This is a genomic window from Paraburkholderia phenazinium (assembly GCF_900100735.1).
Lineage (GTDB): Bacteria > Pseudomonadota > Gammaproteobacteria > Burkholderiales > Burkholderiaceae > Paraburkholderia > Paraburkholderia phenazinia.
Window position 1 is genome coordinate 76,085 of sequence record NZ_FNCJ01000007.1, and the last position, 20,496, is coordinate 96,580.

Annotated in this window: 32 protein-coding genes and 1 pseudogene; 3 read left to right on the forward strand and 30 right to left on the reverse strand. The window is 57.5% G+C overall.

Features of this window, described 5'->3' with window-relative positions; genetic code table 11:
- Positions 1-32: 32 nt before the first annotated feature.
- The 30 genes and pseudogenes from BLQ92_RS17255 to BLQ92_RS17380 all read right to left on the reverse strand — a co-directional run bounded on the left by BLQ92_RS17255 (position 33) and on the right by BLQ92_RS17380 (position 17,155).
- Positions 33-701 carry a hypothetical protein gene (locus BLQ92_RS17255; RefSeq protein WP_143016610.1) on the reverse strand — a complete coding sequence of 223 codons (669 nt, stop codon included), beginning with the start codon at positions 699-701 and terminating at the stop codon, positions 33-35.
- A gap of 47 nt (positions 702-748) precedes the next feature.
- Positions 749-2,023 (reverse strand): hypothetical protein, encoded by a 1,275-nt coding sequence (locus tag BLQ92_RS17260; protein ID WP_090685750.1) that lies wholly within the window; start codon positions 2,021-2,023, stop codon positions 749-751.
- Complete coding sequence (locus tag BLQ92_RS17265) at positions 2,020-2,445, reverse strand: DUF2280 domain-containing protein (RefSeq protein WP_090685751.1); 426 nt, start codon at positions 2,443-2,445, stop codon at positions 2,020-2,022. Before BLQ92_RS17265 ends, BLQ92_RS17260 begins: the two co-directional genes overlap by 4 nt.
- 28 nt (positions 2,446-2,473) lie before the next feature.
- Positions 2,474-2,695, reverse strand: coding sequence for a hypothetical protein (locus BLQ92_RS17270; RefSeq protein WP_090685752.1), 222 nt, complete (start codon positions 2,693-2,695; stop codon positions 2,474-2,476).
- 19 nt (positions 2,696-2,714) lie between these two features.
- Positions 2,715-2,945 (reverse strand): hypothetical protein, encoded by a 231-nt coding sequence (locus BLQ92_RS17275; RefSeq protein ID WP_090685753.1) that lies wholly within the window; start codon positions 2,943-2,945, stop codon positions 2,715-2,717.
- Entirely contained in the window at positions 2,942-3,604 is a 663-nt protein-coding gene (locus BLQ92_RS17280) for a putative metallopeptidase (protein ID WP_090685754.1), read from the reverse strand. The genes BLQ92_RS17275 and BLQ92_RS17280 overlap by 4 nt, the downstream gene beginning before the upstream one ends.
- A 58-nt stretch (positions 3,605-3,662) precedes the next feature.
- Positions 3,663-3,759: pseudogene (locus BLQ92_RS17285) on the reverse strand.
- A 466-nt stretch (positions 3,760-4,225) separates the two neighbouring features.
- On the reverse strand, positions 4,226-4,351 hold the full coding sequence (locus BLQ92_RS41095; RefSeq protein ID WP_260858720.1) for a hypothetical protein: 126 nt from the start codon (positions 4,349-4,351) through the stop codon (positions 4,226-4,228).
- Positions 4,348-4,632: a phage capsid protein gene (locus BLQ92_RS17290; RefSeq protein WP_143016611.1), complete on the reverse strand. Its 285-nt coding sequence runs from the start codon at positions 4,630-4,632 to the stop codon at positions 4,348-4,350. The genes BLQ92_RS41095 and BLQ92_RS17290 overlap by 4 nt, the downstream gene beginning before the upstream one ends.
- Positions 4,629-4,832 (reverse strand): hypothetical protein, encoded by a 204-nt coding sequence (locus BLQ92_RS39415; RefSeq protein ID WP_143016612.1) that lies wholly within the window; start codon positions 4,830-4,832, stop codon positions 4,629-4,631. Before BLQ92_RS39415 ends, BLQ92_RS17290 begins: the two co-directional genes overlap by 4 nt.
- Positions 4,833-5,096: 264 nt before the next feature.
- Complete coding sequence (locus BLQ92_RS17295) at positions 5,097-6,338, reverse strand: BCS1 and AAA domain-containing protein (RefSeq protein ID WP_090685756.1); 1,242 nt, start codon at positions 6,336-6,338, stop codon at positions 5,097-5,099.
- The gene (locus BLQ92_RS17300) at positions 6,335-6,877 is read right to left on the reverse strand and encodes a hypothetical protein (RefSeq protein WP_090685757.1); all 543 of its coding nucleotides are present in this window, start codon (positions 6,875-6,877) and stop codon (positions 6,335-6,337) included. The genes BLQ92_RS17295 and BLQ92_RS17300 overlap by 4 nt, the downstream gene beginning before the upstream one ends.
- Positions 6,878-6,953: 76 nt before the next feature.
- Positions 6,954-7,157, reverse strand: coding sequence for a hypothetical protein (locus BLQ92_RS17305; protein ID WP_143016613.1), 204 nt, complete (start codon positions 7,155-7,157; stop codon positions 6,954-6,956).
- A 181-nt stretch (positions 7,158-7,338) separates the two neighbouring features.
- Complete coding sequence (locus BLQ92_RS17310; protein WP_090685759.1) at positions 7,339-7,656, reverse strand: hypothetical protein; 318 nt, start codon at positions 7,654-7,656, stop codon at positions 7,339-7,341.
- Positions 7,653-7,865, reverse strand: coding sequence for a hypothetical protein (locus tag BLQ92_RS17315; RefSeq protein WP_143016614.1), 213 nt, complete (start codon positions 7,863-7,865; stop codon positions 7,653-7,655). Before BLQ92_RS17315 ends, BLQ92_RS17310 begins: the two co-directional genes overlap by 4 nt.
- An 8-nt stretch (positions 7,866-7,873) precedes the next feature.
- A complete protein-coding gene (locus BLQ92_RS40030; protein ID WP_176860764.1) occupies positions 7,874-8,011 on the reverse strand; it encodes a hypothetical protein in 138 nt (45 codons plus the stop codon).
- On the reverse strand, positions 8,008-8,889 hold the full coding sequence (locus BLQ92_RS17320) for a recombination protein NinG (RefSeq protein WP_342342405.1): 882 nt from the start codon (positions 8,887-8,889) through the stop codon (positions 8,008-8,010). The genes BLQ92_RS40030 and BLQ92_RS17320 overlap by 4 nt, the downstream gene beginning before the upstream one ends.
- Positions 8,861-9,277, reverse strand: coding sequence for a recombination protein NinB (locus BLQ92_RS17325; protein ID WP_090685762.1), 417 nt, complete (start codon positions 9,275-9,277; stop codon positions 8,861-8,863). The genes BLQ92_RS17320 and BLQ92_RS17325 overlap by 29 nt, the downstream gene beginning before the upstream one ends.
- The gene (locus BLQ92_RS17330) at positions 9,270-9,788 is read right to left on the reverse strand and encodes an HNH endonuclease signature motif containing protein (RefSeq protein ID WP_090685763.1); all 519 of its coding nucleotides are present in this window, start codon (positions 9,786-9,788) and stop codon (positions 9,270-9,272) included. Before BLQ92_RS17330 ends, BLQ92_RS17325 begins: the two co-directional genes overlap by 8 nt.
- Before the next feature lie 100 nt (positions 9,789-9,888).
- Positions 9,889-10,077 (reverse strand): hypothetical protein, encoded by a 189-nt coding sequence (locus BLQ92_RS17335; protein WP_090685764.1) that lies wholly within the window; start codon positions 10,075-10,077, stop codon positions 9,889-9,891.
- On the reverse strand, positions 10,074-11,813 hold the full coding sequence (locus BLQ92_RS17340) for a DNA methyltransferase (protein ID WP_176860765.1): 1,740 nt from the start codon (positions 11,811-11,813) through the stop codon (positions 10,074-10,076). The genes BLQ92_RS17335 and BLQ92_RS17340 overlap by 4 nt, the downstream gene beginning before the upstream one ends.
- A gap of 31 nt (positions 11,814-11,844) precedes the next feature.
- A complete protein-coding gene (locus tag BLQ92_RS17345; RefSeq protein WP_090685766.1) occupies positions 11,845-12,426 on the reverse strand; it encodes an ArsR family transcriptional regulator in 582 nt (193 codons plus the stop codon).
- Complete coding sequence (locus BLQ92_RS17350; RefSeq protein ID WP_090685767.1) at positions 12,423-12,920, reverse strand: hypothetical protein; 498 nt, start codon at positions 12,918-12,920, stop codon at positions 12,423-12,425. Before BLQ92_RS17350 ends, BLQ92_RS17345 begins: the two co-directional genes overlap by 4 nt.
- Positions 12,901-13,779 (reverse strand): hypothetical protein, encoded by an 879-nt coding sequence (locus tag BLQ92_RS39420; RefSeq protein ID WP_143016616.1) that lies wholly within the window; start codon positions 13,777-13,779, stop codon positions 12,901-12,903. The genes BLQ92_RS17350 and BLQ92_RS39420 overlap by 20 nt, the downstream gene beginning before the upstream one ends.
- Complete coding sequence (locus BLQ92_RS17360) at positions 13,779-14,405, reverse strand: hypothetical protein (RefSeq protein ID WP_143016617.1); 627 nt, start codon at positions 14,403-14,405, stop codon at positions 13,779-13,781. Before BLQ92_RS17360 ends, BLQ92_RS39420 begins: the two co-directional genes overlap by 1 nt.
- Positions 14,365-15,165: a hypothetical protein gene (locus tag BLQ92_RS17365; protein WP_143016618.1), complete on the reverse strand. Its 801-nt coding sequence runs from the start codon at positions 15,163-15,165 to the stop codon at positions 14,365-14,367. Before BLQ92_RS17365 ends, BLQ92_RS17360 begins: the two co-directional genes overlap by 41 nt.
- A gap of 100 nt (positions 15,166-15,265) precedes the next feature.
- Positions 15,266-16,123, reverse strand: a complete 858-nt coding sequence (locus tag BLQ92_RS17370; protein ID WP_090685771.1) for a ParB/RepB/Spo0J family partition protein — start codon at positions 16,121-16,123, stop codon at positions 15,266-15,268.
- Between the two features lie 125 nt (positions 16,124-16,248).
- A complete protein-coding gene (locus BLQ92_RS39425; RefSeq protein WP_143016619.1) occupies positions 16,249-16,563 on the reverse strand; it encodes a hypothetical protein in 315 nt (104 codons plus the stop codon).
- Positions 16,560-16,757, reverse strand: a complete 198-nt coding sequence (locus BLQ92_RS17375; RefSeq protein ID WP_090685772.1) for a hypothetical protein — start codon at positions 16,755-16,757, stop codon at positions 16,560-16,562. The genes BLQ92_RS39425 and BLQ92_RS17375 overlap by 4 nt, the downstream gene beginning before the upstream one ends.
- Positions 16,754-17,155, reverse strand: coding sequence for a hypothetical protein (locus tag BLQ92_RS17380; protein ID WP_090685773.1), 402 nt, complete (start codon positions 17,153-17,155; stop codon positions 16,754-16,756). The genes BLQ92_RS17375 and BLQ92_RS17380 overlap by 4 nt, the downstream gene beginning before the upstream one ends.
- Positions 17,156-17,769: 614 nt before the next feature.
- Between BLQ92_RS17380 and BLQ92_RS17390 the strand changes: the two genes are divergently transcribed.
- From BLQ92_RS17390 to BLQ92_RS40675, 3 genes are all read left to right on the forward strand, one after another.
- Positions 17,770-18,756 (forward strand): S24 family peptidase, encoded by a 987-nt coding sequence (locus BLQ92_RS17390; RefSeq protein ID WP_176860766.1) that lies wholly within the window; start codon positions 17,770-17,772, stop codon positions 18,754-18,756.
- A 151-nt stretch (positions 18,757-18,907) separates the two neighbouring features.
- Positions 18,908-19,243, forward strand: a complete 336-nt coding sequence (locus BLQ92_RS17395; RefSeq protein WP_090685776.1) for a hypothetical protein — start codon at positions 18,908-18,910, stop codon at positions 19,241-19,243.
- A gap of 794 nt (positions 19,244-20,037) precedes the next feature.
- The coding region (locus tag BLQ92_RS40675; protein ID WP_425312447.1) for a DUF7666 domain-containing protein at positions 20,038-20,496 on the forward strand (459 nt) is incomplete at its 3' end.

Genomic DNA, 20,496 nt, shown 5'->3' on the forward strand with positions numbered 1-20,496 from the left:
CCTTGCGATTGCCAAGGCTATAAGCCCGGCGATTAGTCAGTTTGACCGTATCGAGGTTTCTGGGTAATGGCGCGCTCAGCGGTCCATCCCATTTGAAGGCGGCAATGGATAAGGCCGCGCCGGAATCCGCGCCGGTCTTCCCATTGAGCCACCGTTAAAGTCTCGCCATTGAAATCGAGCATCCGGCTCGATCGGCGGTTGTTGGCCTGCTCTTTCTTTGTGGCCCAGCGGACATTACCCGGCTCGTAGTTGCCGTCGTTGTTTGGATAACGGTCAAGCGTTAGTCCCTTCTGCGGCGGGAGGCCGACATCTGCGAGGAAGTTTTCAAACGTCATCCAGCGATCACAGACCTTGACGCCACGGGCGCCATAATCCATGTAAGCCTTGCATTGCGCATCATTGCAGCGCTGGAGCATGCTCATCCATGTGTTGTGGATGGGCGTATGCGACATGCCGTGCTGGAGAGATGCGGCCTTTGCTCGCTCTTTTTGAAGGCAACCGCAAGACTGTGTCATCCCTCTCCGGAGATTCTGCGATCCCACTATCGCCGCAGCGCCACAATCGCATGCACACTCATAAAAGAGTTTTTCTATTCCCGGCTTACGGTGCGGCCTAATGGCGGTAAGCCGCCCGAACTTCTGCCCCGCAAGCTCAATCCGGTTAGACGCTTTTACTCCAGTGACCACGCCTTTTGCTGTCATCTCAAGCCCCAGTAGTAAGGAGCTAACAGCATACTACAATCTATCTGTTAATACCCGTCCGTATCACCCAATGATATAGCTATGCTGTAACAGAAGGTATCTAAAAGGTCCATGTTGTGGGGCGTCTTCGTCCCCATGCGGAACCCGCAGACCTGAGATACCAGGTGATTGCGTGTTTGCCCCTTGTAGTTCACAAGCTTGTCGTGCGCATACCGACTGATCTTGACCTCGCCGCGGTGAACGTACCCGCTGACCGACAGCGCGCGGCCTTCCTTGCCAAGATCAGTCAACTTACTGTCGATCGGATAGAAGGGCAGACTGCGTCGCGCCGCCTGTTGCAGCAGTACGATGCCCGATGCTTTATCTTCGATCCACGCGCCGACGTTGCCTTGCCGCGCCTTGGTTTGGATTGCCAGTTCCTCACAGCGTTGATTGACGCTTGGAAGCCAGCTCTCGAGCAGTGATCCCTCTATCTGGAGAAGATCCCAATCAAGAATGATGAGAGGGTGGCCTGCATATTTGCTTTTGGCGCAATAGATGACCGCAGTCCCATCGTGCTCGAGACCGTCTTTGAGGGCGGTGTCGATGACCGCGAATATCTGATCCGTCTTGACCGGATAGTCGACCGGTTGGCCATCTTCGAGAAGACTAAGCTCAGAGAAGAATGCCGAGCCGCGCCAGTCCACAAAATCAGCGAGGTATTCCTGCTGGTAGACCAGCGGCGGGTAGTCATGAATCAGCTTCGCGACAACATCCGGGTCCAGGTGCGGATTGGATGCGGTCGGGGCGTGATACTCGACCCAGCCTTCAACAGGATTGGTGCATGCCTCGTAGAAATAGTTGTCAGGGTCGATGCCTTTCGGCGTACCGGCCATGATGATCGAGCCGTTATAGTCCAGCAGCGTTGGACGTATCGACTGATCGATGATCTCTTTCAGGCCCTTCGCCTTGAGGCTCGCCTCGTCAACGATGACCTTGTGATACTTGCGTGACCGGCCGGCGTTCTCATCCTCCAGCGTCCAGAACTCAACCAGCCCGCCCGTGTTGAGCTGGATAAGCTGGTCGATCTTGGACTTGGACTGAATGACCGGCTTGAGCGTATGGATTAGGTTCCCATACGTCGGCGCATTCAGCTTGTACTTCGGGCCGAGCCAGCCGACGCGCTCGCCATTGAACGCCCACTTCGCAGCGCACCGCTCAAGCAAACTAGTTTTCCCGAAGCGTCGACCGCAGCGGATCACTACCTTCTTATGCTGCTTGAACCCTTGGGCGATCTCGATCTGGCGCTCGTGAAGCTTCTGCAGCTTGACGGATTCCTTCATACATCTGGATCCGGGTCGGCAAGTTTGGGAGTCTGTTCGTCGTCGGCCCTAATCCGAGCCGCAAACATACCGCCAGCCTCTTTCGCCGCCTGCTCAATGAGTTGCGCAGCCATTGCGTAATTGCCGCGGCGCGATGTCTTCTCGTACATGCCTTGAAGCGCACGCAGGCGGAAAGACTGGTTGGCTATCGGAATGGCTGCAGTGTTGGCAAGGAAGGTCTTACGCGTTTCATGGAAAATCGCCTGCCATTTCTTCGCGAGCCCGCGCGTTGTCTTCTTCGTGGGGTCATACGATGCGATCTGCTGACGCGTCAATTCCAGGCCGAATTCTTCCTTAACCGCCTCAGAAACCTGTGTGGGAGTATCAAAGCATGCCAGCGCTTGCACGATGAACGCTTTCACGTCCTCCGTGAGCGTTGCCATTTTTCATTCCGTAAGAGGTGAGTAAGGGCTATGCGGCGATCACCGGCTGACCATTCCTGCGAAACCATTCGTCCCAAATAGAATCAGGATCTCCGCCCAATTCCCGAATCTTCTCGGACATCAGGCCGATGATTTCGCTTCGCTGACGAGCGGCTAACTTGTGAACTTCGATGTCATCCGGAGACATGTAAGCTTCCGCCAAAACTAACGGCGCCTCATATGTCACGCCATCAATGCGCTTTTGTCCCATGACATTCTCTTCGTAAAAGTTATTCGCCCTCAGGATCGACCGTATCGAAGATGTCCGGCATATCGCGCAGGAGGATCGACAACTGAGCCGTGGTCGGAGCAACCGTGATCTTCCAGCGCAGAGGACTGATGTGCTCAGGGCAACTCTCATCCCATGCGACGACGCCCTTGGTCATCTCGACTTCAAGGCCCTGGATTGTGGTTAATCCCATGTCGCCGCTGTTCCGGTATGTCTTTGTCAGATCCGTCATGCCGCCCTCAATAAACAAGTCCCGCACATCCGCGCAATATCCACATTTCCGATCTCCGGCGCACGCTTTGCCGCCTCAACGAGAGCAGCCGTTTTGCCCGCAGCGGCGCCGACTCCATACCTGCGAACAATGCCAACGAACTCCTCGACGTCGTGTGATTGGATGCCGATCTTGGGGAGACCGTCTTTGGTGAAGGCCGGTTGGTCGAACTCATCGGGCTTGTGTGCGATGTGAAAGAGTTCGTGTTCGATGAGCGCACAGAACTCAATGTCGGAGCACTCCCGCGCGTAATTGGCGTCAAGCGTAATCAGGTAGGCCGGGACTCGCCCGAACCATTCCTTCATCTGCTGTTCCTGCCGGCCCTTCTGCCACGCTCCACAACGGAAGGTGACTTCCTCGCATTGTCCGACCACCCTGCGCATCTGGCGTTTGTTCTCGACTGCAGCCCAGAGGTATTCGATGTCGGCGTAGTGGAGATGTTTGTGATCCTCGTTATAGAGCGGTGAGGATTCATCCATCAGGGTCTTGGCTACCCACTCGGCGAGGCCATCGGCCGGCACGAAGTGTTTTGTCCAGTTGCTCTCGTCGAAGAGGATTTCTGGCGGAGCAGGGCGCAATGGAGAAATATTCTCGACGCTTTCCCGTTTCTTGCGTGGCATTCGTTTCTTCCAGGGGCGCAAAGTGCCGGAAGAATTCACTTCTTCCATCCAAAACAGGTCGTCCCGGCTGGATTCGAACCAGCGACCGGCTAAGCGGAGCAAAGGAACTCACTTCCAGTGCTCTGCACCCTCTCTACCAACTGAGCTACGGGACAATATAAAAGCGCCGCCGAAGCAGCGAACTCGGTGAGGGCCGAGGAGGAGAATAGAGCCGCCCGGGTGTGCTCTGCGTAGCCGTCCTACGCGTGACGGCAAATCAATCCGGCAGCAGCCAATCACCCCAAGCCACCCAGGCACTGGCCGCGGCAAGGTGGAATTGCGCTATTGCAGCAGCGCAGGCGGCGAGGTATTCGGCGATGGGGATCATGATTTAGGCCGGTGCGCCCGCAGTGGAGCAACTGAAGCCAGCCAGCCTAGTAGGGCAACTGCCGAAATTCGGGCAGACGTACCCAATAGGGGAGCCCAACTCAATATTGCATTTAGAACAGCGCGGCTTAGCGCCCATCGTTGGCATGATTGGCCAGGTAATCGGTGGGGTAGGCACCTCGCCATTGCGATGGATGCCCTTTTCAAGGCGATCGACCCGGCGCTCAAGCTCGGCAATCTTCTCAGCGTCGGTCATCACAGCACCATCCTTCGGAGAGCATCCAGCCGCGCCACAAGCGACGCCTTCAGCGCCTCGTCAATCCTCATGCGCTGGATGTCCGCTTCGAGGCTGTCGATCAGTTGCTGGGCTTCGAGGTTCATTTCTTGGCCCGTTCCGCATCGAGCTCATCCTGATCCATATCGGCAATCGAGGTGATGAAGCCGCCAGGGACGAGCGCATTGGCTGAGATCTTCGCTGCCAGCACGTCACGCGCCCATGCGAGCGCCTTGGTGTTGTGCTCGCGGCACGTACCACCACTGGCGAACTGGAAGCCGTCCACGGTGATTTCAACGCCGCGCGAGGTGTGGTCGATCGTGATGCGGCCGAACTTCTCCAGATCGGAGTAATCCAGATCGGTTGCTTTCAGAATCATTCCGCTCATTTAAACAATTCCTCTAACGCCATCCATGCCGCACTGCGTTTGCGCGGTTGCCCTTCTTCTGCCAACCATTGTTCTAGTGGCTTGTGGGGTGGGGTGGGTTCGCTTTCCCATCGACGCGGATATTCGGGTAATGGGCTGTTCTGGACTGGCTGGCGTTCCTGGCGACGTTCGCGGGCCTGCTTGGCGGCGAGAATATCCATCGGATCGCCGTACAAGTGCGAGGAGAGAGCCATGGCATGCCTGAAACGCAAAAACCCGCCGGGTGAGGGCGGGTTCGGGGAAATTTCGGGAAAGCTTCGCCATCGAAGGGCGATTTTTGCGATGTTATCTAGGGCTCTTGGCTGGTTGCTCCGGGATCACCGCGACGTGCGCGACAACCTTATGGTCCGGACCTGGCTTCAAGTCAATATTAGGATTCGCTGCCGGATAGTATATGACGAAAGTTAGGTGTATACAACAATTATTTATGCTGCTTCTTTCGCCACCAAATCGGAGCGTGCTGCCTGCCAGTCGTCAGGGTGAACCATGAACGCGGCCTGCATGGCAGCGGGCGAGACGGGTTCGGGCAATGCAGCAAATCCGCAATCGCCGTAGAACCGGCTCGCCATCACAACCTGTTCGCGCGCTTCCAGTTTTTCGAACCGCTCATGCACATCAGCCCGGCCGGGGCGAATCAGCGCGGCGTCCAGATGCTCGGCGAAATTGGTCGTCATGATGAAAATGCGGCCATCAGGTGTCGTGATTCCATCCAGTGCGTTGAGCAATCCTGCTTTGGTAACGCCCTGCGATTCCTTCTCGGGCTCTTTCGGGTCTTTCTCGACGGCGCGGATCTTGGTCGCCTGGGCGCAGTCGATATCCTCAATCAGGACAATCGCATTGGATGGGGCCTCAGTGATCGCGGAGAACAGCGCGTCATCGTCGTCAACCGATCCAAGATTGAGAACGCATACCGGGCGACGCACGTGGCCCGCCAAGGCGAGAACGATGGATGTCTTGCCGGTTCCCGGTGGCCCGGAGAACAGGTAGCCGCGACGGTAGGGAATACCGCGCGATTCGTACCATTCCCGCGATTCCATGAACCATGCGAGGTCAGCCAGGATTCGGTCCATCTGCCCAGCCTTCAGGGTCAGCGTGTCGATGCGGCGCGGTGTGCGGCCTCGGATCGTGTTCCAGTAACCATTCCAGATGCGGAGCGACACCAGCGAGCTTTGCATCGTGATGTCGTGCGCCTCTGCCACCAGGGAACGCAGGATCGCCTGTGAGCGTCCGAATGTGCGGAAGTGGATCTTTTCGATGGGGCGCATGTTGGACTTGTTGCCACCCGGCTTGTCGCCTTCCTCTCGGTTGATGAAGAGAATACGCCGACGCCAGATGAACCAGTGCGGCCCCACGCCCGGAGCCAGAAAATAGGCGGGCATCGAATCCGATTGACCCGGCGACATAATGGAGTTGTTGTCGGCCGGCGAGCGCAGTGTAACCTTGTGCGTCTTGCGTGCGTACGGTTGCGCCGACAGCCAGCGATCAATCCACGCGAATGTCGGGTCCATGTTCGACACCGTCAATTCGACAGTAAGCGAGCGAAGCAGCGCGCCGCCGATCATCGCGGGAATCTGGCGCAGTTGGTAAGCGATGCCGCCTAAGACTGTTGCCGTACCGAGGCCGGCGACGATGGGATTGCGCAGGGTTGAGGCGATAAGATCAATCACACAACCTCCGCCGCTTCTTCCATCACCCCAAAAGCCTTCATCGCGCCGACTCTATGCGAGGACACAGCGCCGCGAAGGCATTCGAGAACGATTTCATAATCACTTTCATGCTTCTTCCATGAACCGGCCGCCAGGTTTGCCATGTGTGCGCGCTCGAATTCCGTATGCTGATGCAACCCGGTTCCGTTGCATTTGGTGCACTCGTTGATGACGCCATGCTTGTTGGTCACGATCCCGCGCCCCCCGCACTTGCGGCAATTGTCTGCAAGCCACTCCCTCACTGCCGTATGGCAAAGCGCCTTCAGCACATTCCGCTTGCGACGCTCATAGAACCGCTCGCCCAGCAGGAATACGCAGCGACCGTAGACCGTGTGATCGTGTGCCCATTTCAGGCGCTCAAGTAGCGAACCTAGCTTATCGCCAGACAGGCCCCGTGCTGCAATGTAATCGGCGTCGGTCGGGCCGGTGTCGCGCCATCGGAGATCGCCCGAGTTAATCGCCCGCGCTTCACGTCGTCGGAAACCACTGAAACTTGCCATGTGTCGCTCCGAATTGATGCCGGATATCATACCGGATATGTCGTTAGGAGTCCATCGTAAATGCTTGAATCTACAGCTAATCCTGCGTAGAGCCATCATGCACATCGCGCGGATACGCCGCCTCTACTCCGAATGTTGCAGGATCGGCGTCACGGTGCTTTCTACGGCGATGCAAGGTCGGGGGTAGGGCGTGACGTGCATAGAGCCACACATCCACCAAGACCATGAATGTTCCCATTGAGATCACGCCAAGCGCCCAGAAGCCGAGTTTCGTCAGCATGATTCTTCCCTCTGCCCACAAGGGCATGGCAGATTGCCGTACGGATCGGGTTTGGCGCCGCACGATATGCAAATCCGATGCGGTTGAATTGGCCTATAGACGCACCCAAACCAGCCAACTCCGTTTTGGTCGACGATTACTCTGCCAAGTCCTATCAGGTCTTCGCGGTTGGTGTCGTGGTTCATTTCGGCTCCTTGGCTCGATGCGCATCGATTTCGATGTTGATGCTTCCCGGCATATCAGGTCCACAACTGACGACCGCGGCGTATAGCTGCTCAACGTTGTCTTCGAGAGAGATTGCCCAGCGGTAGCGCTCCGCATCCTCCCTCAACTCACAAACCTCCTGATTCATCTCCCCGCAAGCAGTCACGAAGCTGTTAAGTTCGGCGCGCAACCTCCTTACCTCTGCAATAAGCTCAACCACAACACCAGGCGTGATGTGCCCGTAGCGGTCTCCGGCGGTGTTGATGCGTTCGATTTGGTCGAGGTCGAGGGTCATTTTCCGACTCGCTCAAACGGATCGGCTGATTCTTGGCAGAACGTGCAGACCACACTGATTATCCATACGATTGCCGCGAGCGTGTAGAAAACGCCCCATCCCCAGCCAGGAGCATGCAGGCGGTCAAGCAGCAGCCACCATGCAGCGGTAGCGGTGAGCGGCCAGCGCGACGGCAGATTCTTTGCGGAGACGACTTTGATCTTTTTCATGGCGGCCATTAGTTGTAGTTGATGGCGAAATAAATCACGTAGAACCACGAGAACATCCCGTGCAAGATGGCCCACCAGATGCTGTGCCACTTCGCATAGCTCATAACGATCGCAAGCACAGAGCCGAAACTGATGCCTTCTTTCATGCCACTTCCTCCAAAAGTTGATTAACTTCCGCCTTCTCAGCTATCCGCTTCTCAAGCCGTCTAGCTTTCTTCTGCATCACCTTCTTGAGCCGCTTGAGGTAATCGATATCCCACTTGGCTGCCCCTTGCATTGCCTCGATTTCTTCGACGCGGTTGACGCCGATGCGCTCGATGAGGCCACGGCGGAACTCAACGGACATACCTCCGTAGTCCCTATTACATTGCTTACACTGTCCGCATATTTGCGTAAGGTAGTAGCGCATGTGCGGGGCGCTTCCTACGCTCCGATAATGCCCAGCGTCCATGCCGCCGCCGTATCGCGCTTTTGGCCGGCCCTCGCACGAGATGCACCCATACCCAGCCAGTTGATCGCGCAACCGGGCAACCTTGTTCACCGCGACTTGCGCCTCGGCAATCCACTCACGGCGCGTCTTGAGTTTGATGGCGCGCTCTTTCATTGACTTGCGCTCGACCTTCAGTGCCTTGGCCGCTGACTTTTTCTTTGCCGCATCATTCAAAGCCAGCGCACAGGGAACGCTACAGGCTTTGGACATGCTTGAGATTGGTGCGAAACTATTTCCGCAATGGCGGCAGCGCTTGGGTTTGAGCGCCTTCTTTACCGGAAGAGCGGTTCTTATCACCGGACCTCCCTGATTGCTTTCGTCGCCATAACAACACAGGTATCTTCGCCGTCGCACTCGCTCGAAAACCCGTACTCTGTCGATCCAGCCGGAATCCATGCTGGCGCGTCGATGCAATGTGCGAGTTGCCAATCGTGATCCTGTGGCCATCCACATGACTTCGAAGCCCATACCGAACCTTGGCCATTCAGATTGACGGTGAGCGTTCTCATGCCACACCTCGCGCCATCTCTTCATACCCTTGGTCGGCAGGCTCACTCCACTTCACATCACGCTCAGATCCGAACGCGCTCATCAGCTCCTGCAACTCCGACATTTCCGCCTTTGTCATCTTGCTTGTCGATTGACCCAGCACAACGAAGCCCCCATCCAGCCCTGGAACCGCGCGTTGCTTTTTGAGTCCCGCAGAGAAGATATGCTTCCAGTCTTCCGGTGCGAGTTTCAGCCCGTGCCATTCAACTTGGCGCGATATGTCGGTCAGCATTGCCCATAGACGAGCGTTCTGGAGGATCGAACGTGTCGCAGGCTTCACCTCGACGCAAAATCCGTCTGGCGCGCACTTAATGGCCTCGATGGCTTTTGAGCGAGCGACGGCATGGGACAAAACAAACGCCTGCTTATCCATGTGAATCCTCCGCGGGCCAAACTGCACCCTTAGAAACACGGCAAGCATGAACCTGCGTAATCCCAAATTCCAGAGACAACTCCTTCAGGGATGCGCCGTTTTCCCTCATCGCCCTTAATCGAGCGGCTGATTCAATGGTGAGCTTTGCCTTGCCGTTCCGCGTTAGCGCCGGCTGTCTGTTCTTCTTTACGCAGTCTTTGGCGTTGTCGAGATAAGTGCCAAGAAAGAGATGATTTGGATTGACGCATGCAGGCACATCGCAGCGATGACAAATAACCATTCCCTTGGGAATTTCCCCATTGTGGGCCTCAAATGACCAGCGATGTGCAAAGCCCTGTCTGCCGTTCGCTTTCATAAATCCGTATCCTTGCGCATTGACGGCTCCCATCCATATCCAGCAACCACATTCAGGGACGCGCTCAATATTCATTTCGATCCGAACCGAAATTGGCGCCCGGTAAGCAAGTTGCGCGCGACGCAATGGCCCGACTTGTTTTCTCTTTCCGCCCATCAGTAGTTCCCTCCTCGACCGTCAGGAGCATGTGTGATCGCACGCATTGCCATCTGACGGGCGGTGGGGTGGACTAAACGGAATATCTGCTTCGAGTCACTCACTTTTCCTCTCCCAAAACCCGGATCTCAACGGCCGGTCCATCCGTCGCCACAAACTGCGTGAGTGCCTTTTGCTGCAACTCGATTGCGAGGCGCTTGAAGCGGTCTAACGAGCAGTGAATCCCGGCATTGCCCATGGCTTCGATAAGCTCAGCCGTGGTGTAACCGATTACTATAGGTGTGGTCATGCGATCTCCGCAAACATGTCGGATTGGCGAGAGGCGTCGATGCGCCGCTGTTCAACGCGCTCGTATTCGAACTTGATCCGTGCTTCCGCGATCGCCACGTATTCCGGCGTCATGTCGATACCGATGAACTTGAAGCCTTCGCGCATTGCCGCTTTGCCTGTGCTGCCCGATCCCATGAAGGGGTCGAGGACGATGCCGCCCGGAGGTGTCACCAGGCGGCACAGATAGGCCATAAGGTCGGTTGGCTTGACGGTTGGATGGTGGTTGCCATTGCGCTCTTGCCAATCGGCCGTTTCGCGATCGCGCATCGTTGCATCGGTCTCGACCGCCGGCGCATCGCTACCGCCGATGCCTTCGTTGCGATCGGTTCGCGATGCTTTGGCACAGTACATAAATCGGCTACCAGTCGACGGCGCGCAATCCTTCTCCACAACTACCGAGTTCGTCGGCGTGATGCTGAATGTGATGCTCCCGGCAGAGCCATCTAATTCGGAGTGGCTGGCTGTAATCGTCATGGTGCCGGTCGGCGCCAGGCTTGCCGCAACGCTCACAGGGTTCGGGATCAGGGAATGCCTTCCTTGCGGCAGCGCGAGCAAGGACGCGTTGCCGAAATGCTGAATCGTCTCGATAACGCGTTCGGCGATCTGCCTTGATTGCTTCGGCGTTACGATCGTAGAAGGTGCCTTCGAGACGCTTAACCGCCTGCCCACGGGGAGCACCGATATTGCTGCATCGCTTTGAGCAATAGCGTCGGATAGCTTTTGCAGGGACAAATTGGCTGCCGCAGTAAGCGCAGGCGATAGGGCTTCGAGCCATTCCTCATCCTCCATTTGAACGCAGTAAAAGAAGCGGGCCGCAGATCCTGTATCGAGTCGACGCGCGCCGGGCTTCATGGCGAAGTTCGTACTACCTGCATCGGAATAGACGCGATCGACGCTGGGCTCATTCGCACGACCTGCGCGCAGAGAGCCATAGACGTTCTGACTGGCGCGCGCAGCAGGATTGAGGCTTGCATCCGCCATCTGGCCCGGCGCATCGGGAAATTGCTCGAGTACTTCGGGCGAGCCGTCGTGAATGACGTTGGCTGGCCAGCGCCCGATATCGCTTGGTTGCCAGTCTTCGGGGCGCTTGTGCATGCGCCAGCCATCGGCTGCAGTAGGGTTGCCGAATGGCTGTGCCTGGCCGGCTATCCGGCACGCGTCAATATTGATTGCGCCGGTACCGTATGCCTCAACGTTTGCTGCGACGGTACCGATAAGCGGCTTGCGGGCCATGCAAATCGGTTCCGTAGCTGGCTTGAGCGCGGTTCCCCAGCCTTCCCATTGCCCGTCGAGATTCTTCGATTTCGGGAAACCGCTGCCGTAGTGCCACGGCACCATGTCGCGGATCTCGAAACCAGCATCCTCGATCGCACAAGTCATGCGGTGATAGGTCCGCGTAGCTGCGAACGCCAGAAGGTGGCCGCCCGGCTTAAGTACGCGCAGGCATTCGGCCCATAACTCGACGCGGTGCGCAATGTCGCCGCCGTCCCAAACCTTGCCCATGAAACCCTTGTCGCCGATGCGATGGCGCCCATGCGGCATTTCTGGATTGTTCGTGCGTGCGTGGCCGCCACGGGAAACCTGCGTGAGGTGATAGGGCGGATCGCAGACGACAGAATCCACAGAGGCGTCGTCAAGCGTGCGCAGGACATCCATGCAATCGCCAAGGCGAAGTTCGTAAGCGGCGTTCATCATTCCCCCGCCAGCCAGTCGAGTACTTTTGTGGTCACGCTGCAATCTCCTCAGGTTCATCCCACAGGTTGTGAACCACGCGACCGTTCGCGGCAGTCGGCACCTGAACAAGCCCAAGCGCCGGAGCAAAGGGATTTACCATCGTCGCGCCGGTTTTCCTGAGGCGCCGGCGGATGCCATATAGCCTTACTTTTTCGGATTGAGACTGGCGGGGAGGGCGAGGCACGTTTTTACCGGGGCCGATTGCGTAGATGGCCGCTGCACGGCCGCCGCCTCCCTGACGCCAGCCGATGACATGGGTCTTGCCATCCGGGCCGGGGTTTGAAGCGCGGAGATGCCGGTCAATGACCGATTGGGAAAGCCCGGTACGTCGGGTGATGTCGGACACGGTGCTGGGCAGTCTCTCGATTTCGGCCTTGACCAGATTCCACGCAAATCCCGCAGCACCGCGATCAGAATGAGCGCGCGGGCCGAGGCCCATCACATCTCGAGCATGCGAGACCGCAGCGTGATAGCTGTGGCGCGGAATCTGGATAAGCTGGCGCTTAAAGTTTTCCGTACCAAGCCACGCCTTGCTCAGGATTTCTTCCTCTTCAGGTGTCCAAGCGTTTCTCATGCTGCCTCCAGTTGGCATTCCTCGGCCGAATACATGTGCCCTTCGTTCGCCCGCTTCACGATCGCCCGAAGGGCTTCCTTGATCTCGGCTCGCGTGGCGAGTGCGCATTGCTGGTCGTGCAGGGTGATCGCATGACGCATGGCCGCAATCCCGGACTCATCGAACGTCCACTTACCAGTGCGATCGGCGCGATATTTCACGGCCATGAGCGATTCCATCGCAGCCTTGACTTCGGGAATAAACTCTTCGCCGTAGCCACGCTCAGCCAAAACCAGAGCGACGTTCATCGAGCTGGCGAGGACGTACCAGGATTCCTCGTCGCCGTCGCGCAGCATCTGCTCGAATGCGATGTGGTAGACAAGGCCCAGATCGCGCTGCTGGTCGTCGGTCAACGGGTTAGCGTCGCGGCGCTTCTCGGCACTCGAGACAATGCGGGAGACGAAACGTGTCGGGTCGTACTTGCGGCGAGTCTTTTTAGAGGCTGGCATTTTCATGCTCCGACTGTTCAATCACATTTGCGATTCGCACGGAACCAAGTGGCGCGGATAAAAGTTCTTTCGGCCACCCATTTTTTGCTCGCTTCCAGACGACATAGGGAGGCAGACCCCAACTTCTCGCCCATTCGGAAGCGCATTTCTCAACGCCATCGATCTCAATGATCATCGGTGTACTCTTGGGTTTTTCTCTCACTTCCGGCGACGTGGACAGCGCGCGATCAATGGTCCAGCCGCGATTCCGAATACGATCTCTAAGCGTCGCGTAGCCAATTCCGGTTTCTTTGGCCCAGTCTTTCAAACTCAACCTCCTGCCTTTGAATTCGTAGGCCAAGGAGTTGCGCTTGTTTTCGTTTTGCTCTTTGATTGTTGCCCACCGGCAATTTCCGGGTTCGTAATTCCCATTCACATCAGGGTATCGATCCAGAGACAAGCCAGCTGGCCGCTCACCCATATCCTCCAGAAATCGTTCAAACGAGTTCCAGCGCTCGCAAATAGTGATTCCACGGCCCCCATATTCGGCGAAGTGACTATCTTTTTCCTGAAGGCAGCGGCGACGCATGGCTTGCCATGTGTGATAAGTGCGCGTATGCGAACCGGGGCGCGCGTGGCCATGAACGCGTGCATGCACCTTCGCCGCATCGGCAATCAGGCATCCGCATGAGCGAGTCTTATCGGTGCGAAGGCTCTTTCCAGAGACCACAGATTCTTCGCCGCAATCGCATGCGCAAAGCCAGTAGGCGCGGCCTTGATTGCTGACATGAGATGGCGTCGCCGCACGAGATAGGACCAACAATCGACCGAATCTCTGCCCGGCCATATCGACCATCTTTGTGTTGTGTTTCTGTGAGCGAGCCATTACGCGGCCTCCGCTTCAAGCACGCATTGCGCGAGAATGGCGGCGCACTTCGCCGCACGCTCCGCGGTCTGCGTTGACGGATAGGCGCGACCGACCGCAGACAGGATCGCATCGCGGCAGTGGATCGGCGTTTCGACAGCCATTGACTGACCGTTGAGCGCCTTCCCGCGCATGAGAAAGTCGTACGCCCAGCCCGGATGAGCCGAAGAAAATCTTGCCGTTCGGGTCAGCCGCTGGATGCGGCCCATGTTTTCGGCGATGACCTTCGGGTCTGCCGGCTCGATATGCTCGATCTGCCGCGCGGTGTGTGCCGCCTGCTCCGCACGAGCCTGCTTGCAGAGATTGACGAACTCCGGGAGCGTCGGCGGCTTTGGGATCGCGGTCAGGGAGTCGCTGCCGGCCTTCAGCTGCTCACGCGAAAGCTTGAAAAGCTCAACCGCCCACGCCTTCTGCACCTCGTCGACTTTCGAGCCTCGCCACATGTCCGCGAAGCGTGCGCCGTAGAACGCGCTCATCTTCGAAAACAATGTTTCGATCCAGCGCTTAGGAAGGGCGTTAAGAGGCCAGTCCGGCGCAGCCGGGCGCTCATACATCGATGATTCGGTCATTGTGCTCAGGTCGTTCATGGTCGCTATTCCTGCCAGTCAATGCTGCGATGGTCTCTGCGCGTTCGTCGTGGTAGGTGCGAGGCGAAGCACGGGCTTGCGCGGTCCGGGGAGAGTTGGCTTCGCGCGTCCACGCCTCAGCGATCGAGACCACATAGCCCGCACTGATCCGCTGCCCCGGCTTTTTCGACTTCGCCTCTCCGCATGCAGCCTCAACGGTCTCGACCGTTACGCCAGCCTCGGCGGCAGCGATAATTCGCGGATCGCCCGACTGAGATTCAATGCTATGCCCGCGCATTGCTGCGCTCAGTTGTGCGGGGCTCGCGCATGCACGCGAGGAATCTGCAGAAGCGTGTGTATTGCCTATGGTTTGTTCTTCTCTTCTCTTCTCTTCTTTAGCTAACGCACTCGTAACGGCCTCATCCTGTTTTTGTAACGGTTCCTGCGTTACAGCGGCACTTCCTCTGTGTTTTCCGACGCGCTTGGCAGTCTGCGCGCGGCTCTTGGCGGATGCTCCGTTGTGATCGTCGAATTTGAAGATGCGCACGCCGCCTTCAATTTCCTCAATCCAGCCGATTTCCACGAGCGCACTTCCAAGACTTGAAACACCAGTCTTTCGAGTGATTGCCGCCGCAGTGAGACCGGGCAGAATCCCATCTGCCGAGTGATCATCGGCAGTCGCCCAAAGCCAGTACAGACCGCCAATGACGGCAGCCTCTTCGCATCCGGTCAGGTCGCACAGATGCGAGACTCGAGGATCATTCCAGAGATTGGTGCGCATCTTGATCCACTCACCAGCCATACATTTCTCACTTACGTAACGTCGTAGTTCGGAGTGCGTAACGCTGTGAGCGTTACATGTGCGTTACCGAAACGAGCGGCTATACCGCCGCCTGCACCTCAAAGTCCCACATCGCCTCCTTGGCCTCAGCGAGCCCCGGCAGCGCGACTGGCTCGTCGATCCCCAGCACCCAGCGCAATGCCTTGGCTCGCTCGCCAGTCGGATCGACTTCCAGTTCGGCCAGAATCTGCTTGCGGGTCTTCATGCGAGGCCTGTCATCGCCCAGCACCTCTCGCTGCTTCCGGGCGCGCTCATGCGGCCCTACGCCATTGCCAGCGGCAACCAGTTCTGCAACCTTGGCTCGCTGTTCGGCGGGTTCCAGAGAGGCGAGTTGCTTCGCGTGTGTGACGCCGATCCTTCCCGACTCGACAGCCTTCTGGACGTCGGCGCAACATTCGAGCAGCGCGAGGGTATTGCGTACCGTGGCGGGTTTGCAGCCGAATACCACAGCAATATCCCGCTCGTCGCGGCCGATCGCCATCAGCCGGCGCATTTTCTCGGCGCGGCCCAGCGGCGTGTCAGCCTGACGGACCTCGTTCTCGCTCACGATCACGTCAAGCGCGTTGCGTCGCTCGCCCTTATGGACGTAGGCCGGAACGTGAATCGGTGCGACGCCGCGACCCTTGCGCCATTCGTTGGCGAGCCGTGTGGCCTTCACTCGTTGGCGGCCGACGATCACCTCAACGTCGCCCGTCTCGGGATTCTTCTGGATCAGGACCGGCTCAAGCACTCCTTGATAGTCGATGTTCCGTGCGAGGTCTTCATCGACCGGCAGATGCACGCGCGGATCGTAGAGCGGTGAAGCCTCGTCGGTAACCAGCATCAGCACTTCGGGATCGAAGTAGAGGAGGTTGGTCTTGCCGGATGCGCCGTAAGCGTCGATAGAGTTTTTAGCCAATTGAGGCTCCTTGCTTGTCGTATTGGTCGCTCACAAAGCCCCCTGAACCCGCATAACCAGCGCACAAACTGCCCAGAGCGCGAGGAATCCGCCGAGGACTAGGGAGGTGAGAATCAGCAGAGGCTTCATGCTGGCTCCCGGAGGTCTTCGATAATCTCGTCGTCGACAGGAACGCCGGAAATCGGGCGAAGAATTGCGTCTTGAATGCTTCTCTCGCGAAAGAGAAGGAATCGGCCTAGGCTGGTTTTCATCGGCAAAGGCGTCGAACTTCTGACGAACCAGCAGGGAGCCTCTATCCGCAGATACACCACATCTCCAGCAATAGACGGATAAGCCTCTCCGGGAACTGCGCGACGCAGGATCTCGACCACGCGACCGGTAAGACCGGGTGTTGCACATGGGCCTACGATGATTGCCAGATCGCCAGGTTTTACGTTCACAGCACACCTCCAATCAAACACTCCACGACACCAGCAATAGCCAGTGCACAGAGCAGGGCAAGCGAAACGAAAAACGTCGCCGGCGACTCAAGAACCCGGTCGACGATGGAACGGTCGCGGGGCACGTAGCGAAGGCTGCGATACCAGTGGTCGCGCTGCATGGCGGTAGTGACTGCGCCGTTGGTGGGGGTCATGCCGCACTCCTGATCTCAGTGAACAGACGGCGCTCGACCGCGCGTTCGGCTCTTTCTTGCGCGAGTTCCTCGCGGGTAATCCTCAACTCGCGCTCAAGTTCCGTCTCTTGCCGGCGCAGGCTGTAAAGGTCATAGCCACGTTGATGCAGCATCCACAGGAGCGGCGCATCGTTACCGCACACGTCCATCAGCTTCACGAACTTGGCCCACACGATTCCTTCCTGCCCCGACTGCCAGCGGCTGAACTGGGCCTTGTCGACTTCCAGTTCCTGCTGCAGCGTCTTATCCAGTTCAAAGCCTGCTGCCTTGGCGCAAAGACCGATCGCGCCGCCTAGTGACTTCTCCCGCTCAATCTCGCGGGCCGTTACTTCAACAGGGATTCCGGCTTGGGTACTCATGGTCAGCAACCTTGTTGTGTGGTGTTGAGAGGCTAAAAAGGGCCAAAGTAAAGGCTGACAACTTCGCCAGCCTTCTGCCCTGATATGAACTACTGCCCCCAACCCGCTAGTTATGTATTGTTGTTAAACAGCTCGCGTTGCGGCTCGCGCCTGCTTAGTAGTACTACTGGTCCCGCCGACAGGTGGCTGAACATCGTCGCTTGCGTCCAGATCCCTCAGGTGCTCCGGCAACCCATCAGATGGATGGGGATAAAGCCGAGGTGCCAGTTGATGCGGAGTCCACTTCCACTGCGTTTGCTCGGACAGCCAGAGCACCCGGCCCGGAGGCAGCTTCTTGCGCCATTTACTGATCGCCCAGGGACTCAGTTTCAGCAATCGCGCGACAGCGCTGTCTCCGCCAAGGTCATCAAGGGCCTCAGCGACGGAGGGCGGAGCGGATTCGGTATCATGTTCGGTAGCCATGACCACATGATGCTACACAAAGTAGAAAACATCAAGAACAAAAAGTAGAAATGACGGATGCTCCTACTCCTGATAGCCTTCTACCTATGGTAGAAACAACAGATCAATACCCGGTGAGGTACCCGGAGTTCGCGGCACGCCTGCAGAAAGCAATGGCGGATAAACCTATCGACGTGAACGGGGTAGTTGAGTACTTCAAACAGAACCAGAAGAAAATCACGTACGAGATGGTGCGTCGCTACAAGGAGGGCCGGGCGATGCCGAGAACGGAAAGGCTCGAGCTATTGGCCGCCGCCGTGGGCGTCAAGCCCGTGGATCTCGTCTACGGAGAGGAAGAGGGTGCAGAAGATGCATCCGATGAGCATAAAAAGGACGCCGGCGATGTTCCGATCAGCGAGCCGTTGGGACTCATATTTGACAATTCAGCAGAAAGCGAAGAGGCTACGCTACTTGCTGGAATGTCCTCCCCTCAGCAGCGTCTTAAAGCAGCTCTAGGACCAGAATCCGTGTCTGCCGAGGCTTTAGCGAGCATCGCAAAGGTCGGCATAGACGTCGCTTCCCAGTGGTTGGCCGGAGAGGGCCAGGAAATTACACTGCTGCAGGCGATTGCGATACAAAACACATACGGGGTCAACTCTGTTTGGCTGACAAAGGGATTGGGCAATCCTGGCGTCGCGGTGCGCTGGAGCGATGAGTACCGTCCGATCCCCATTAAAGGCTTCAGAGTTATTCCGGTGGTAGGCATGGCACAGCTTGGAGACAACGGGCATTGGTCGGACCTGGAATATCCTGTAGGGCATGGCAACGGTTACGTCGACTTCCCCTCAAGAGACAAGGACGCCTATGCTTTGAAGTGCGAAGGGGACTCAATGTCGCCCCGCATAGAAGCAGGTGAGTTTGTAATCTGCGAACCCAATACACCCGTCAAGGCGGGGAAGAACGTTCTCCTGAAGTCCAAGGATGGACGGGTGATGGTCAAGAAGTTCCTCTACAGCGCTGCGGGGCGCGTCTACCTCATTTCCATCAACAAGGCTCACCCGCCGATCTCCTTCGCCAGGGAAGAGATCGAAAAGATGCACTTCATCCGAGCCATCGTCGACGAAGATTCCTGGATACCCGATCTTCCGACCTCGGTCTGATTTACTGACCGGACCCAAACAGCCCGCCTTGAGCGGGCTTTTTTACGACTGCAGAAAATCAAATGCTACTTTCGGTCGAAAAAACTTGACATCGATGCTACGCAAAGTAGAATGAAGTCATCGAGTCACCCACACCACCCTGGAGGAAGAGATGAACGCAGACCAGCGAGAGGAACTGATCGCCACAGTTAAGCAGACCGGCGAAGCACACGACGCAGCGAAGTTGGCGCTCGAGCTTTTCGAACGCGACCCGAAGAACAATGTTTTCGAGTCCCTCGCCAAGGCGGAGTACGAGCTTGAAGATGTTCTGCGCGACAGAGCGTCGGCTGATTGCGAAGGCTCGTATAACTGCGGCGCCGACGAATACCGCCAAGGGTTTTTCGTTGATGGTGTCGAGTATGTCGCCATTGCGTCGGTGGAGTACAACCGGCACGACAAGACGTATTACTACGTCGAAGAGTTCGATTTCAGCATCGAAGCAGTTTAACTGTCCGCAGCGAGAAGCCTTCCACGGTTTCTCAGTACGGATACCGCTTTAAATGCGCATGGCCGCGCAGAAAAAGGCCCGTGACCCGGCAGAGCCGATAGCGAACGATCTTTAACCTGACCAGAAGGCATACCAGTAATGGCGGGGCCAACGCGCTACCCCGGAGAAGATCGGCGCCTATCAAACCGTGGTGGTTCGGCTAGTGATCCACGGTGAGATTGATAACAGACATACGCAACCCGGAGCTGGCTCGGCCAGGTGTAGCCGGGTGCGTATGTGTAGCAGTTTTTCTGAAAGAGCGCTGAACTCCCAACACAGACTGAGTATCCGTCGCCAGTAGCCGCGTAGATCCGTTGGCCTCCCATAGCCCGGTAGCGCCGAACCCGACACGAAGGTCTCCCTGATAGTACCAGCGCTCTCCCAGAAGAATTGCAAGTTACACCCCGAGAGGGCCACGCTGCAGCAGCACGCAGCAATCCAGGCACATTCGAGAACTGGGTGAATCGCCTGGTAGGTCCGCACGCTAGGCAAGTGCGCCGAGTCTCCGGCAGCTTGCTTGACCCTGCGCTGACGCAGTGGCACCCGACTCAAGATGTCCCGCCTCATATGGGGAATGACGAGCCGCCGCACGCGGGTAAGCGGCACCAATTCCTCGCCCTGCGGACAAAAGGGCATACGACCGGCCACTAGGCCATCAGCGAAAGGGGATGCCGCCCGCCAGGCGGCTTATTGAATAACTTGGGCGTCGCTTTGATGTAGGCGCTTAGGACTACAAATCTACGAAGGGGATCGACATGAGTGATGAACAGAAGCAGGAACCGATTCAATCCGTGAAAGGCTTCAACGCAGACATGACGTGCCGAGGCTTCCAATTCGAACCGAACGGAACCTACACGCATTCAGGCGACGCGGTTGCATGCGAATCCGGCTTTCATGCGGTCTCTGGTTATCCGCTCGAAGTTCTGAAGTACTACCCGCCAGCAGGTAGCCGATTCTTTCATGTCGAGCAATCCGGCCAACTGGCTACGCATGCGGAAGATTCGAAGGTTGCCAGCACGGTCCTGAAGATCGGCGCGGAATTGAGCCTTGCGGGCCTTATCAGGCTGGCCGTTGAATACACGACGTCTCGCTGCAAGCCGATTGATCCCACATCGCCCGCATGGTCGACTGAGACCAACGGGGCGGCGGTCGAGACCATCAAAAACGGTGCTGCCACGGCCAGCGGCGACAGCGGTGCTGCCACGGCCAGCGGC

Excerpts from the sequence above, each read along its gene's own strand:
- BLQ92_RS17255 (WP_143016610.1), bottom strand. The coding sequence starts at position 701 with ATGACAGCAAAAGGCGTGGTCACTGGAGTAAAAGCGTCTAACCGGATT.
- BLQ92_RS17260 (WP_090685750.1), bottom strand. The coding sequence starts at position 2,023 with ATGAAGGAATCCGTCAAGCTGCAGAAGCTTCACGAGCGCCAGATCGAG.
- BLQ92_RS17265 (WP_090685751.1), bottom strand. The coding sequence starts at position 2,445 with ATGGCAACGCTCACGGAGGACGTGAAAGCGTTCATCGTGCAAGCGCTG.
- BLQ92_RS17270 (WP_090685752.1), bottom strand. The coding sequence starts at position 2,695 with ATGGGACAAAAGCGCATTGATGGCGTGACATATGAGGCGCCGTTAGTT.
- BLQ92_RS17275 (WP_090685753.1), bottom strand. The coding sequence starts at position 2,945 with ATGACGGATCTGACAAAGACATACCGGAACAGCGGCGACATGGGATTA.
- BLQ92_RS17280 (WP_090685754.1), bottom strand. The coding sequence starts at position 3,604 with ATGCCACGCAAGAAACGGGAAAGCGTCGAGAATATTTCTCCATTGCGC.
- BLQ92_RS41095 (WP_260858720.1), bottom strand. The coding sequence starts at position 4,351 with ATGAACCTCGAAGCCCAGCAACTGATCGACAGCCTCGAAGCGGACATC.
- BLQ92_RS17290 (WP_143016611.1), bottom strand. The coding sequence starts at position 4,632 with ATGAGCGGAATGATTCTGAAAGCAACCGATCTGGATTACTCCGATCTG.
- BLQ92_RS39415 (WP_143016612.1), bottom strand. The coding sequence starts at position 4,832 with ATGGATATTCTCGCCGCCAAGCAGGCCCGCGAACGTCGCCAGGAACGC.
- BLQ92_RS17300 (WP_090685757.1), bottom strand. The coding sequence starts at position 6,877 with ATGGCAAGTTTCAGTGGTTTCCGACGACGTGAAGCGCGGGCGATTAAC.
- BLQ92_RS17305 (WP_143016613.1), bottom strand. The coding sequence starts at position 7,157 with ATGCTGACGAAACTCGGCTTCTGGGCGCTTGGCGTGATCTCAATGGGA.
- BLQ92_RS17310 (WP_090685759.1), bottom strand. The coding sequence starts at position 7,656 with ATGACCCTCGACCTCGACCAAATCGAACGCATCAACACCGCCGGAGAC.
- BLQ92_RS17315 (WP_143016614.1), bottom strand. The coding sequence starts at position 7,865 with ATGAAAAAGATCAAAGTCGTCTCCGCAAAGAATCTGCCGTCGCGCTGG.
- BLQ92_RS40030 (WP_176860764.1), bottom strand. The coding sequence starts at position 8,011 with ATGAAAGAAGGCATCAGTTTCGGCTCTGTGCTTGCGATCGTTATGAGC.
- BLQ92_RS17320 (WP_342342405.1), bottom strand. The coding sequence starts at position 8,889 with ATGAAGAGATGGCGCGAGGTGTGGCATGAGAACGCTCACCGTCAATCT.
- BLQ92_RS17325 (WP_090685762.1), bottom strand. The coding sequence starts at position 9,277 with ATGGATAAGCAGGCGTTTGTTTTGTCCCATGCCGTCGCTCGCTCAAAA.
- BLQ92_RS17330 (WP_090685763.1), bottom strand. The coding sequence starts at position 9,788 with ATGGGCGGAAAGAGAAAACAAGTCGGGCCATTGCGTCGCGCGCAACTT.
- BLQ92_RS17335 (WP_090685764.1), bottom strand. The coding sequence starts at position 10,077 with ATGACCACACCTATAGTAATCGGTTACACCACGGCTGAGCTTATCGAA.
- BLQ92_RS17340 (WP_176860765.1), bottom strand. The coding sequence starts at position 11,813 with ATGATGAACGCCGCTTACGAACTTCGCCTTGGCGATTGCATGGATGTC.
- BLQ92_RS17345 (WP_090685766.1), bottom strand. The coding sequence starts at position 12,426 with ATGAGAAACGCTTGGACACCTGAAGAGGAAGAAATCCTGAGCAAGGCG.
- BLQ92_RS17350 (WP_090685767.1), bottom strand. The coding sequence starts at position 12,920 with ATGAAAATGCCAGCCTCTAAAAAGACTCGCCGCAAGTACGACCCGACA.
- BLQ92_RS39420 (WP_143016616.1), bottom strand. The coding sequence starts at position 13,779 with ATGGCTCGCTCACAGAAACACAACACAAAGATGGTCGATATGGCCGGG.
- BLQ92_RS17360 (WP_143016617.1), bottom strand. The coding sequence starts at position 14,405 with ATGAACGACCTGAGCACAATGACCGAATCATCGATGTATGAGCGCCCG.
- BLQ92_RS17365 (WP_143016618.1), bottom strand. The coding sequence starts at position 15,165 with ATGCGCACCAATCTCTGGAATGATCCTCGAGTCTCGCATCTGTGCGAC.
- BLQ92_RS17375 (WP_090685772.1), bottom strand. The coding sequence starts at position 16,757 with ATGACCCCCACCAACGGCGCAGTCACTACCGCCATGCAGCGCGACCAC.
- BLQ92_RS17380 (WP_090685773.1), bottom strand. The coding sequence starts at position 17,155 with ATGAGTACCCAAGCCGGAATCCCTGTTGAAGTAACGGCCCGCGAGATT.
- BLQ92_RS17390 (WP_176860766.1), top strand. The coding sequence starts at position 17,770 with ATGGCGGATAAACCTATCGACGTGAACGGGGTAGTTGAGTACTTCAAA.
- BLQ92_RS17395 (WP_090685776.1), top strand. The coding sequence starts at position 18,908 with ATGAACGCAGACCAGCGAGAGGAACTGATCGCCACAGTTAAGCAGACC.